Consider the following 11618-nt stretch of genomic DNA (forward strand, 5'->3'; position numbering starts at 1 on the left):
ATGGCGAAGCTGCATACGCCGCGCTGGGCATGGGTTCTGACCGGTTCCGGTCATTTTTTTACGGAGAGCTTCGCACTCATTCACCAACTCGAACATTGCGATGTCTTCGTGTCGAAAGCCGCCAACGAAGTGCTGCGCATGTACAAGCTCAAGCTCGATTTTCCGGAGACGACGCGCGTGCTGCACGACAAGACGGCGAGCGCGATCCCGGTCGGCGAATTCTATCACGGCGTCTATCACACGGTCGTGGTGGCGCCGGCCAGTTCCAACACGGTCGCCAAATGCGTGCACGGCATTTCCGACACGCTCGCCACCAACGTCTTTGCCCAGGCGGGAAAATGCCGGGTGCCGGCCATCGTCTTTGCCTGCGACACCGCGCCGGAGCTCGAAACCATGGCGCCGCATGGGCTGGTCAAGGTCTATCCGCGCAGCATCGACCTGGAGAATACCAGACAATTGAAGAGCTTCGAGCGAACCGAGGTGGTCGAGTCGCTCGCCGAACTCGAAGCCTCGGTCAGACGGCGCCACGCCGAACTCGCAAGCCATGGCTGAGCGGCTGGCCTTTCTTACCGGCCATCTGGCCAAGGTCCGGCTGGAAAGGCTGCTGGCCGGACTGGGCGAAACCGAATTTGCGTGGGAGATCATCGACATCGGCGTCAAGGTCGCGGCGCTGATGAGCGAAGACATCATCAAGCGGCGGCTCACCCTGACCGGCGGCACCGACCGCGTCATCCTGCCCGGCCGCTATCGCGGGGACATCGAGCATCTGTCGAACCATTTCGGCGTGCCCTTCGTGCGCGGCCCCGACGAGATCGCCGATCTGCCGGGCTTTCTCGGCCGGGCGGGCGAGCCGCCTGATCTTTCGCGTCACGACATGCGCATCTTCGCCGAAATCGTCGATGCACCGATGCTGTCGGTCGAGGCGCTGGTGGCGAGGGCACGGACGCTGGCTGCGGCCGGGGCCGACGTCATCGATCTTGGCTGCCTGCCGGAAACGCCGTTTCCATTGCTGGAACAGGCCGTGCTCGAGCTGAAAGCACAGGGATTCCGGGTCAGCGTCGATTCCGCCAGCATGGACGAACTGTCGATCGGCGCACGCGCCGGCGCGGACTATCTTCTCAGCCTCGATGAGAACACGCTGCCGCTGGCCTTCGACCACAAGGCTGTACCGGTGCTGATCCCTTCCACGCCAGGCGATTTGGATTCGCTCGGCCGGGCCATCGAAGCTGCGCAAAAGGCCGGCATCGCCTTCATCGCCGATCCCGTGCTCGACCCGATCCATTTCGGCTTTGCCGCCTCGCTCGGGCGCTTCATCGAGGCGCGCCGCCGCTGGCCCGAGGTCGAACTGCTGATGGGCACCGGCAATCTCACTGAATTGACCGACGCCGACAGTTCCGGCGTTACCGCCGTTCTGGCCGGGCTTTGCTCGGAACTTCAGATCCGAAACGTGCTTGCCGTGCATGTCAGCCCGCACACGCTGCGAACGATCGAGGAGCACGATATTGCCCGCCGCATCCTGTTTGCCGCGAAGAACGACGGTGCGCTGCCGCGGAGTTACCATCCGGGGCTCCTGCAGGTTCACGACCGCAAGCCGTTCACGGCCTCGACCGGGGATATCGATGCATTGGCGGCCGAGGTGCGCGACGCCAACTTCCGCATCATGACCGCCGACGACGGCATCCATGTCTTCAACAGCAAGGGGCATGCGGTTGCCACGGATGCGTTCGAACTCTTTGCCGGGCTTGGCGTTGAGGCGGATGGCGCGCACGCGTTCTATCTCGGCGCGGAACTGATGAAGGCCGAGATCGCGTGGCGCCTCGGCAAGCGCTATGTGCAGGACGAGCCGCTCGCATGGGGCGTGGCCACGCCGGCTCCCGAAACCGACCGCACCCGCCTTGCCGAAGCGGGCCACACGCTTCGCGCGAAGAAAGAGCGCTAAACCATGCCCTTCATTCGCGAATCGATCATCACCACCGTCAACAAGACCGGCGACGTCCACATCGCGCCGATCGGCATCATCGCCGAGAAGGACGGCTGGGTCATCGCGCCGTTCCGGCCGTCGGTGACGCTCGACAATCTCGCCGAAGTGCCGTTCGCCATCGCCAATTACACCGACGACGTGCGTATCTTTGCCGGCTGCCTGACCGGCCGCAAGCATTGGCCAACGGTTGCGGTCGACGGGTATGCGGTGCCGCGGCTCGCAGCGGCGCTGGCGCATTCGGTTCTCGAAGTCGAAAGTGTCGATGACGACGCTATGCGACCTCGCCATTTCTGCCGCGTGGTGCGGGAGGAAACGCATGCGCCGTTCACCGGCCTCAACCGCGCCAAGGCGGCGGTGCTGGAACTGGCCATCCTGGTCAGCCGGCTCGGCATGCTGCCACGCGACAAGATCGAGGCGGAAATCGCCTATCTTTCCATTGCCGTCGAAAAGACCGCAGGCGAGGGCGAAAAGGAAGCCTGGGGCTGGCTGATGCAGCGCGTCGGCGATCACCTGGCGAGCGAGGATGCCAGCGGCGAGGATGCGCGGGGCTGAACCGGATAGGTTGAACCTGGGTAAGCGTCCAGGCTGACGCGTGGGCCGGAGCGGTCTGTCCGCTTTTCGATTGTTGTTGGCGACAAGCTGTCATTCAGCATCCGGTCTGGAGGGAATCGTGACGAGATTGAGATTTCTGCCGGACGAGAACTACGCCGGCCGCAAGACAAGCCACGGCTTATGCACAGCCTTTGTTGGCCAGCAGGCTTAGTTGTTTCCCTGGAACTTGAACCAATCTCAGACTCAGTGTCTTCTGAGGGCAACTGCTGGGAGTAGACATGTCTTCAGGCTCTTTTCAACACCGCGTGTGGCAATGGGTTGTGGCGTGCTTTCCGACATCGGCGCATCTCAATGTACAGGAGCGTAATCATCGATTCCTTGAGGAGGCGCTCGAACTCGCTCAGGCGAACTCCTGCACAAAGGCGGAGGCACTTGAACTGGTGGAATACGTGTTCGGTAGGGCGAAAGGTGACGTGCGCTACGAAGTTGGGGGTGTCCTCGTGACGCTCGCAGCTCTGTGCAACGCCACCGGCGTCGACATGAATGAGGCCGCCGAACAGGAACTGGACAGGAACTGGTCCCGCATTAATCGAATCCGCGCCAAGCAAGCCGCCAAACCTCAGGGATCGGCTCTTCCTCAATGAAAACAAACTTAGCCGATCAGCGTGGCGCAAGCCTTGCCACGCAGTATCGCGCAAGCGGACGCTGACTCGCGCGGATGCAGATTTCGTATGGGACGGCCGACCTAAAGCATTGTTGCCTCAACCGTGACGTGGCGGAACAACGGTTTGGAAGAACATATGCGGACCGCCTGGTCACTGAGCTTGCGGACGCGGAAGCTTTCGAGAATGTCCATGAGTGGCATGAGATCCTGGGGGGGAACGTGACCATCAATAACGATGACAGCTTTGAAGTCGCCATCGGTTCGAGTTATACGGCAACCTTCGTAAGCGTGGATCAGAACGTCACACTGACGGACGCTGGACGGATTGACTGGGCCAGCGTTGAATTCGTGAAGCTGACAGCCATATCGGAAGTATGATGATCGACGAGCACGCCACAGCCAACTGGTTTTCGAAACCCGGCGACTCGATCCGCGCGATAATGCAACGACGCAATATTTCCGCGTATGACCTCGCTGAGCGCTTCGACGATGGACTTGACGCTGTCCGCAGCCTCATAGAGGGGACGCGGCAGATCGATGAGTCAACTGCTTCGACACTGTCTACGGTCTTGGGAGCGACGGCGAAATTCTGGCTGAAGCGACAGGAGAACTTCGATACGGCGGTCGATCGTGCTGTGGCTCAAGTCCGAGAAAGTGGACATGAGGATCTGCTGCTGCGCGTCCCCGCTCCGGGCCGGAAGGCACGTGGCAAGCTATCCCTAGAGAGCCGTGCAGCCGAGATCCGAAAGAGGTTGGTGTTCTACAACGTTCCGGATGCAGAATCGTGGACGGGTCGATACGGGCGGCTAGTTGGCGACACGGACTATCGTACCTCTCAGTCATTCGCGTCCAAGGAAGATGCAACTCTTCTTTGGCTCCGGCGCGGCGAACTTGAGGCCGACATGGTCCAAACGCGCGCCTGGAATTCCGGGAATCTGATGGATCGGCTGAAGGAGATCCGAAAGCTTTCTATGATCCGCCATCCTCAGCTCTTTCTACCGAAGCTGAGCACGCTCTGCGCGGAAGCGGGTGTTGCGCTTGTGGTCGTCAAGGCTCCTGATGGCTGCCGCGCCAGCGGCGCGATACGAATGGTCGATCCCGACAAGGCAATGCTTCTGCTGAGCTTCCGCTACAAGCGGGATGATCAGTTCTGGTTCACGGTTTTCCATGAGATCGGACATCTTGTGCTCCATAAGGCGGACACCTTCGTTGACGATGATGCTCTGCCGGGAGACCCAATTCGGGAAAACGAGGCCAACGAGTTTGCGGCGGAGTGCGTCATTCCTGCCCTTCGGGAATCCGAGTTCGAACGCGTCAGACCGCAACGAGACGACGTCGTCCGCTTCAGCGTTTCGATTGGAGTGGCTCCAGGCCTAACGGTCGGACAGATGCAGCACCGTGGAATGCTGGAGCCGAACAAGTTGAACTATCTTAAGCGTACGTGGGACTGGAGTCAGATCAATCCCGCTACCGTCTAAGAGACTATCCTTTGAAGTGGACGAATGCGGTCGGGCTCTTTTGCCAGTTGCATAGGGCATCCTCCATCACGGCCATCCCCACCTGAAGGCCTGCATCCAACTCATCCACCCAGTTCTGAAGCTGTGCTTCCGTTGCCGCGCCAGTGTGTGAACCCGTGAACAGGAGGCGTGCGCCGGAAGCGGGACCCGTAGCGCCCTTGAAGTAGGCGGATCCTGGTTCGATTGGAGCGATACCATACCGCCCGATCAGCGCGAGGTAATCGAACTTCGCGAGGCGTCCGAAGGTTTTCACGCTCATGCTCCGATAAATAGCATCGAAGATCGTTGCAGGATTGTTGCCTGTTTGCTGGATCTTTGCAGCGAAGAACGCTTGATGTCCCGCAGGCCCTATCCAACCAACGTAGCTGAGCAGGATGTCACCGAAGCACCTGTTGGAATTCGGCCGCAAACTCTCGTACTTCCGGTGATTGCCGAATTTCCCCCCGATGTTCATCGAATTCGCGGCGAGCCATGAAGTCATTGCCTGTGGGTTGTTCAAAACTGTCTGCCAATCCCACACTCCAGTTCCGAGGCGACCGTATACCTGCTGCAGTCGAAGCCATCCGGAAGATGCAGGTCGAGCAAAATGCGTCATGAGGAACACAAGCCATGCGGCCTCTTCTACGTTGCCGTTCTGCATATGATATGCAACGGCGCGCTCGGCATCGAAACTGCCCGAATTGGGATCTGCTTTCCTTGCCGTGACGAGCTTTTCCTGTACTCGCCTGTAGTAATCTTCGCGTCTCAGGCTCGCGACGAACTGCATGGCGAGGGTATCGCGCGCTAGGTTCACCGCAGCACCTGGTAGATTACGGACGTTAGCCGAGTGGCTGTGAAGAGCGCTGGAGATCTGCGCATGTTGTTGCTGCCTCGTCGGCCACATTTCAGGCTGCTCCCGTCGTTTTGGCGTCTCGCAGAACTCGGGTCTTCAGCCTCCGCTCGAGATACGTTCGATAAACCTCGTCATCAAACTCGGCCTTCAACTCATTGAGGTCTTCGAACCTTGGTGCATCCCGCCGTTTAGTCGCCCAGAAAACCTGGAGAAGGCGAATGATGTCGGCCCAGTAAGGTTCTTTCGCAAAGTCTACGGCCCGAATTTTCTTCTTTGCCCGGATCTCGCCCTCAGCCTTCAACAGGGAGTCGGTAATTGCGAATGCGTCTCCGGAGGGCATGGGGGGCATTTGCACGGTCTTCTGATGCCCTTCATTCACGTAGTGCTTCATCGCCTCGATCGAGCCGTCGTAAACGTGCATGCTGGTGGCGTAGTGAATGTAATCACCCGGATCGAGGTTAAGGCGAGTTGCCATCATTTCCTGGAGCATGGTGAAGCAGAAAACGTCATGTGGTAGGCCCTTGTACGCGTCATTCGACCGCATCGTGGTGGACATGTGAAGACGGCCGTCCCGCGCTACGAATTGCAATGCAGTCGTGCACGGAATCTCCTCGTGATGGACCGCGATGTCCGCAGCATCGTAAAGCTGGATTACGGCGCGCTTAGTGGTGGACTTCTCTTTTAGAAGCCTGGTGACATTCTCAAGCTGGTTGATACTTCCCCGCATCGCATGAATGCGCGGGCCGTACGCGCCAGCGAGGATACCATCCTCCGCATCGGCGGCGTAATCCGGGATGTATTCCTTGATGAACTCCAGAGTATCGATGCCTCCGAGATACCATAGCAACTCCCCCAGGGCACTGAACGGCTTGCCACGGTCCTGTGACCGGCTGATCCGAGCTCTGGGGTTGGTCATTCGGAATGAGACCCCAAGCTTTTCTCGCATTTCGCCTCGGGTGCCTACGTTTGCGGCTCCCTCCGCGAGAAGGATCGGGTACAGTTGGATCAGTATCTCATCAATGCCGTCACCGCACAGGTACATGCCGCCCCCTTGAATCTACCCCTGCGGCGCATCTTATGACTGGATTTCGGCAAGTAAGATACTACCAGAGCGGGCTCGGGGCTTTTCTTGCACCATGGACAAGCGGCTCGGGAACCGAAAGAGTGTTCCTTCTGTCGTAACGGCGGAGAAGTTCGGTCTCGAGATATTAAACGATAAAGCAGCGAGAGGAATCCTACTTTGGGGCTGCGCCCTCATCAAGAGGCGTCACATGAACGACCGCTTCTGGAGATCGACTGGCGGATTGTGATGGCTGAAACGCGGCGCGAACCGGCCATGCGCCGAGCGGGTGCCGAACGTCAGCTCCCCACCCTGTTGCGACCCTGCGCGCGGTCTGATTTTGGATGCGCTGGTACGGGTCGAGATCTTTTTCAAACCGGGTCAGTACCTCATCTCCCCGATTGATCGGATGGCCATGATACAGCGCCTACAATTGAGATCCCGCCAGCAGCGCCACCGCTGACGCGGGTGCCACGCTGCTCGCTTCGCCGCGAACGGCGTCATCTGCGGGGATGATCTCGGCAAAATCGACGAAGCGGCGTTCCATGCGTTCGGCCAGCCGCCTGATCTGCCAGCGGCCGGTTCCGGCGCCGACGATCGGCACATCCCTAGCCAGGGGCCCGGCAACCAGGGATGCTGCATCGTGGATCTTGCGCAACTGCTGCTCGCTGAACCAGCGCGCGACTTCACGCCATTCCGGCGGTGTCAGATCGGCGGCGTCGCGGCCGATCATGCGCGCCAGCCGCGCGGTCGAACCGTCGACCGTCTTTTCCTTGCCATCGGCGGTGGCGTGCCTGTCGTCTTTCTCGTCGAGCACCCCCAGGATCCGGTGCGCGTCGGCGATCGAGGCGAAATATTCGTTCATCAGCGGTGTCAGCCTGCCACGGACGGGGGCCGACGAGGCCACACCGAACAGGAACGTCCTGGTGAAGCCGGTATAAACCAGTTCGCCGGTCAGCAGCCGTCCGGCATCGGTGTAGCCGTCATTGGCGACGGCGCCATTTTTGACGGCGATAATGTCGGTGGTGGTGGAGCCCATATCGACGAACAGGGCATCGCCGGCGAGCTTCGCCACCAACGACGCTGTCGCGTGCCAGTTGGCGGAGGCGACATCGGTGCTCAGCTGAGCTGCCTGCTCGACCCCGACAAAGCCAAACGGCCCGGCATAGATCAGCTTTTCGCCTGGGAAACGGCTTGAAATTTCATCCAGCAGAGCTGCGACACCGGCATCGCGGGACGGAAAGATGTCAGCCAGTTCGCCGGTCATGGTGAAGGCGTTGAGATCGGCGCCCGCATAAATCGGCGCCGTTTCCTCGAATGCCGAGGCCAGCTTGTCGAGCCCGAGCCAAAGCGGCGTGGCGATCGTTACGGCCTCGACGATGCGGCCGTCTTGCGCGCGCGTCACCTTCAGATGCGCGCCGCCAATATCGAAGCCGGCAACGATGCTCTTTCTTTTTTCCACACTTCAAGCTTTCATGACAGGGGACAGTTGGGTCAGCGAGAAAAGCGTTGCGTATCATTCCGGTTCTCGACCTGAAAGGCGGCGAAGTCGTCCGCGCCCAGCAGGGAAAACGCGATCGCTACAGGCCGATCGTTACGCCGCTCAGCCAAAGTTCGGATGTCGTCGCGGTCGCTGAGGGCCTGCGCGGGCTTTACCCCTTCCAGACCTTCTATATCGCCGACCTGGATGCCATCGAAGGCGGAACGCCAAACAGCGGCGCGCTTGCCCGGCTGAAGGCGATGGCGGAGCCGCCGGAGCTTTGGGTCGATGCCGGCATCGCCGACGAGAAAACCCTTGCGGCGGCACTTGCCGAACCCTGGCTTTACCCGGTCCTGGGTTCCGAATCGCAGCGAGACGACGCGCTGTTCCGGCGTTTTTGCGATCATCCGGACCTTATCCTGTCGCTGGATTTCTTCGACGACGGATTTCGCGGTCCGCCATCAGTTCTCGACGAGCCGGAGCTTTGGCCGCAAAAGGTGATCGTCATGACATTGGCCAAGGTCGGCTCCGCCTCCGGTCCCGATTTCACGCGGCTCGAGGCGATCAAGGCGAAGGCTGGAAGCCGCTCCGTGATCGCGGCCGGCGGGGTGCGCAATGAGGCTGACATTCGCGCCCTTTCGTCACTCGGTATCGCCGCTGCGCTGGTCGCGACCTCGCTGCATGACGGCACGCTTACGCCGAAGCACCTCGCAACGCTTGGCGCCTGACATTTGTGTAGCCTCGAACTTCGGCCTCTGAAACTGAGCCTTATAGAGCGGCGGACTCTCAAGTCGATCGTCTCGCCGCTCTATCTCTTTGCTGGAGTATAGGATTTCCCAAAAACCGGTTCCCAACCCTCGGGTCAATTCCGAGGGCAGGTTTTGGGGTCCAATGCTCTATAGGCCCAGAAGTTTTTTCAGGCGGCGCAACAGACCATCCGGCTCAGCGGAGGGTTTTGCCTGTGCGGGGCTGTCTCTTGTCTAAGCCGCGAACGGATGCTTCACCTGGTCCCGCTGGGACGTGGCTTCGGCGGCCGTCGGTGTTCCCGAGACCGCGCGCTGGATGGCTTCCTTCGTCGCTTCGTAATTGTACTTCTGGATCTTGGCGTCGTCCGCCGCGTCCCAGTGGATGAAAACGCCGACGCAGATGAACAGATCGTCCGCCTCGTTGGCAGGAATGATCCCCTCGGCGACGCTGTCCTGCACCGCCTTTGCGACCGCATGCTGGGCCGGGCCGAACATCTGCACGGCCTGCTTGGCGCCCTTGATCGTGACCTTGTTGAACATCACGGTGTTGGGCTTGCACTGAAGATTGGGCGCGATCACCGCCAAAAGGGAGGTAAAGCCGTCCTTGTTGTTGGTAAGCGCGTTGCAAAATGCCGTTTCGACCGCGCTCCCCCGCGGGCCGATGAGCAGGTCGACATGCGCCACTTCGTTGCCGTCTCCTACCAGCGATTCACCGACCATTACTTTCGAGATCTTTGCCATGCCAATTTCCTCCAAGACACAGTTAAGGTGTCCAAAGACGCCGCAACCGAGCGAGCGCTCGATGGACAGCTATCCTTGTTGGCAGCGCCCGGACATCCGGACCGGTTGGCTGGATAGCCGCGGAAGCCCAGCTTCCGCTCCTGAAAGTCAACCACCAACGTTGCGATTATGCAAGCTGAACGCCGAGGAGGTGGACTAAAAGAGTAGCCACCGTCAGATCGGCCGAGGTGCCGGGGTTGAGCTTGCCCGCCTTCAGCCGGCGGTCGAGCTCCATGAGCAGATGAATGCGTGACGCTTCATCGTCGTTGGCATGGAGCGCCGCCTGGACGGCAAGCGCTTGTTGCCGCGCCTGATCTGCGGCTTCGGCGCCATGGTTGCGCACCACATGACTATCGGGGAAGCCGGCGAGAAACGCCATATAGGCGAACACCGTCGGCCACATGCCGCCTTCCCCGCGTGCCAACGCCGCCTCCAGAGCCGCAAGCCCGACGTCGAACACGTCACCGAAACCGGTGATATACTGGCGGGCGATCATGTCGCGGTCGGCCGCCTCCCGCATGGCCTCGAGCAGATGAACCTTCGGCTCCTGACGCACATCGTTCGCGGCCTGTCCGAGGCCGCCCGGCGCGGCCGCGACGATCGCCTCGAACACCGCCCTGGTATCGTCCATGCTCATCGCGCGCAGCACCGCGTCGAGATTGTCGTGCAACCTGCCGTCGGTCATTTCGGCGGCGCATAGCAGAGGCCCTGACAGAAGGATGATACCGAGATTGGTGTTGGTCGCGACCGCCAGGCGTGTCGCGCGGACCGCTTCCAGCATGCGCTGTCCGACCGGCAGGCGAGGATCGGTCAGCGGCTCGGACGAAACCTCTGCGCTCATCATGAACTGGGCGGCGGACATGCCGTGCCCGTCGGCGAACAAATGGACATTGCCGGGCTTCAGCGCCTCGATCTCCATCCGGCAGGCATCCTTGTAGGCAGCCCGGAGGCGTTCTCGCGAAAGCGCCCGGCTCGTCACGAATTCGCCGGCGCGGTGAGGCGATAGGGGCGCGCCGCCGCCGTTTCGGTGCGATCAGCCAGGAATTTCAGCAGAGCGTCGGCAATCGCATCGGCGATGTTCACCGCAGCGACCGATTGAAGCCCGGACCAGGCGGGCATGCTGTTGACCTCCAGCACGAACATCTTGCCGTCGGCCGCCGGCACGATATCGACGCCGGCGAAATCCGCTGACATAGCGGCGGCGGCGGCTCTTGCCAGCGCCGCCAGTTCGGTTTCGCCATGCCCCGAGATTTGCTCGGGGACTGCCCCGCGATTGATGTTGGTGATCCAGTCGTCGCCGCGGCGGCTCATCATCGCCAGGACTTCGCCGGCGCAGACGAAAACGCGAAAATCGCGGAAAGGAGGGCCGGGACGCGGCACGTAATGCTGAAGATAGTAGACGCCGTTCACCTCGTCCTCGGCTGGGAGATCGGATAGTGTTTCGATCAGCCTGATGCCGCGGCCCTGCGCGCCGAAAAGCGGCTTCAGCACCAGCGGCGTGAACGGCAGTTCGCGTTCGGCGATCGCTTCGGCCTGGGCACGTCCCTCGACCGCGAATGTCGGCGGCGTAGGCAGGCCGGCATTCTTCAGGAGGAAGGTCGTCATCGACTTGTCGACGCAGCGTTCTATCGCCTGTGCGGAATTCCACACCGGTATGGAGAGCTTGGCGAATGCGTGCAGCACGCCGAGGCGCCGGGTGACCGCTTCGAACGATCCGGCGGCGATCGAACGGACCAGCACGGCGTCGGGCAGCGCACCGTCGAAGCCGGGGATCGACAGTCCGCTCGGTTTGCCGGTGTCAAATTCGATCGCCGCCAGCGGCACGGTTGCGACCACGGCACCCCGCCGGTCCAGCCTTGCCGCCAAGCCCTTGGCGCGGGTGTCCGAGACATCGCTGACGATCAGGATGCGAGAGATCATGTCGCGCCTCGGATACCGGTATACCGAAAGCCAGGGCGAGCGTCCTGGCAAGCGGATGCCAGATGGATCCATTGCACAGCCATGGT

Annotated in this window: 13 protein-coding genes; 7 read left to right on the plus strand and 6 right to left on the minus strand. The window is 61.0% G+C overall.

The window, feature by feature from the left end; genetic code table 11:
- The 6 genes from ABID19_RS01330 (at nt 1) to ABID19_RS01355 (ending at nt 4675) form a co-directional block, all read left to right on the plus strand.
- A complete protein-coding gene (locus ABID19_RS01330; RefSeq protein WP_292637872.1) occupies nt 1-552 on the plus strand; it encodes a flavoprotein in 552 nt (183 codons plus the stop codon).
- Nucleotides 545-1939, plus strand: a complete 1395-nt coding sequence (locus ABID19_RS01335; protein ID WP_354487377.1) for a DUF6513 domain-containing protein — start codon at nt 545-547, stop codon at nt 1937-1939. Before ABID19_RS01330 ends, ABID19_RS01335 begins: the two co-directional genes overlap by 8 nt.
- 3 nt (nt 1940-1942) lie before the next feature.
- Complete coding sequence (locus tag ABID19_RS01340; RefSeq protein WP_354487379.1) at nt 1943-2533, plus strand: DUF447 domain-containing protein; 591 nt, start codon at nt 1943-1945, stop codon at nt 2531-2533.
- Between the two features lie 278 nt (nt 2534-2811).
- Nucleotides 2812-3177: a hypothetical protein gene (locus tag ABID19_RS01345; protein WP_354487380.1), complete on the plus strand. Its 366-nt coding sequence runs from the start codon at nt 2812-2814 to the stop codon at nt 3175-3177.
- A gap of 74 nt (nt 3178-3251) precedes the next feature.
- Complete coding sequence (locus ABID19_RS01350; protein WP_354487381.1) at nt 3252-3575, plus strand: hypothetical protein; 324 nt, start codon at nt 3252-3254, stop codon at nt 3573-3575.
- Entirely contained in the window at nt 3575-4675 is a 1101-nt protein-coding gene (locus tag ABID19_RS01355) for an ImmA/IrrE family metallo-endopeptidase (RefSeq protein WP_354487384.1), read from the plus strand. The genes ABID19_RS01350 and ABID19_RS01355 overlap by 1 nt, the downstream gene beginning before the upstream one ends.
- Before the next feature lie 4 nt (nt 4676-4679).
- Here ABID19_RS01355 and ABID19_RS01360 read toward each other — a convergent pair whose 3' ends face one another.
- From ABID19_RS01360 to ABID19_RS01370, 3 genes are all read right to left on the minus strand, one after another.
- The gene (locus ABID19_RS01360) at nt 4680-5597 is read right to left on the minus strand and encodes an alpha-glutamyl/putrescinyl thymine pyrophosphorylase clade 3 protein (protein ID WP_354487385.1); all 918 of its coding nucleotides are present in this window, start codon (nt 5595-5597) and stop codon (nt 4680-4682) included.
- Nucleotide 5598: 1 nt separating this feature from the next.
- Nucleotides 5599-6462 (minus strand): thymidylate synthase, encoded by an 864-nt coding sequence (locus ABID19_RS01365; protein WP_354487387.1) that lies wholly within the window; start codon nt 6460-6462, stop codon nt 5599-5601.
- A 571-nt stretch (nt 6463-7033) separates the two neighbouring features.
- On the minus strand, nt 7034-8068 hold the full coding sequence (locus ABID19_RS01370) for a hydantoinase/oxoprolinase family protein (RefSeq protein ID WP_354487388.1): 1035 nt from the start codon (nt 8066-8068) through the stop codon (nt 7034-7036).
- 47 nt (nt 8069-8115) lie between these two features.
- On the opposite strand from ABID19_RS01370, the gene ABID19_RS01375 reads away from it, so the two are divergent.
- Nucleotides 8116-8814, plus strand: coding sequence for a HisA/HisF-related TIM barrel protein (locus tag ABID19_RS01375; RefSeq protein ID WP_354487390.1), 699 nt, complete (start codon nt 8116-8118; stop codon nt 8812-8814).
- Nucleotides 8815-9066: 252 nt separating this feature from the next.
- On the opposite strand, the gene fae is transcribed toward ABID19_RS01375, so the two are convergent.
- From fae to ABID19_RS01390, 3 genes are all read right to left on the minus strand, one after another.
- On the minus strand, nt 9067-9573 hold the full coding sequence (gene fae, locus ABID19_RS01380; RefSeq protein ID WP_354487391.1) for a formaldehyde-activating enzyme: 507 nt from the start codon (nt 9571-9573) through the stop codon (nt 9067-9069).
- Between the two features lie 166 nt (nt 9574-9739).
- Nucleotides 9740-10591, minus strand: a complete 852-nt coding sequence (locus tag ABID19_RS01385) for a triphosphoribosyl-dephospho-CoA synthase (RefSeq protein WP_354487393.1) — start codon at nt 10589-10591, stop codon at nt 9740-9742.
- Entirely contained in the window at nt 10588-11532 is a 945-nt protein-coding gene (locus ABID19_RS01390) for an ATP-grasp domain-containing protein (RefSeq protein ID WP_354487395.1), read from the minus strand. Before ABID19_RS01390 ends, ABID19_RS01385 begins: the two co-directional genes overlap by 4 nt.
- Between the last annotated feature and the right edge of the window lie 86 nt (nt 11533-11618).

The organism is Mesorhizobium robiniae (assembly GCF_040545535.1).
Taxonomy (GTDB): domain Bacteria; phylum Pseudomonadota; class Alphaproteobacteria; order Rhizobiales; family Rhizobiaceae; genus Mesorhizobium; species Mesorhizobium robiniae.

Excerpts from the sequence above, each read along its gene's own strand:
- ABID19_RS01350 (WP_354487381.1), top strand. The coding sequence starts at position 3,252 with ATGCAGATTTCGTATGGGACGGCCGACCTAAAGCATTGTTGCCTCAAC.
- ABID19_RS01355 (WP_354487384.1), top strand. The coding sequence starts at position 3,575 with ATGATCGACGAGCACGCCACAGCCAACTGGTTTTCGAAACCCGGCGAC.
- ABID19_RS01390 (WP_354487395.1), bottom strand. The coding sequence starts at position 11,532 with ATGATCTCTCGCATCCTGATCGTCAGCGATGTCTCGGACACCCGCGCC.
- ABID19_RS01360 (WP_354487385.1), bottom strand. The coding sequence starts at position 5,597 with ATGTGGCCGACGAGGCAGCAACAACATGCGCAGATCTCCAGCGCTCTT.
- fae (WP_354487391.1), bottom strand. The coding sequence starts at position 9,573 with ATGGCAAAGATCTCGAAAGTAATGGTCGGTGAATCGCTGGTAGGAGAC.
- ABID19_RS01345 (WP_354487380.1), top strand. The coding sequence starts at position 2,812 with ATGTCTTCAGGCTCTTTTCAACACCGCGTGTGGCAATGGGTTGTGGCG.
- ABID19_RS01335 (WP_354487377.1), top strand. The coding sequence starts at position 545 with ATGGCTGAGCGGCTGGCCTTTCTTACCGGCCATCTGGCCAAGGTCCGG.
- ABID19_RS01365 (WP_354487387.1), bottom strand. The coding sequence starts at position 6,462 with ATGACCAACCCCAGAGCTCGGATCAGCCGGTCACAGGACCGTGGCAAG.
- ABID19_RS01340 (WP_354487379.1), top strand. The coding sequence starts at position 1,943 with ATGCCCTTCATTCGCGAATCGATCATCACCACCGTCAACAAGACCGGC.
- ABID19_RS01330 (WP_292637872.1), top strand. The coding sequence starts at position 1 with ATGGCGAAGCTGCATACGCCGCGCTGGGCATGGGTTCTGACCGGTTCC.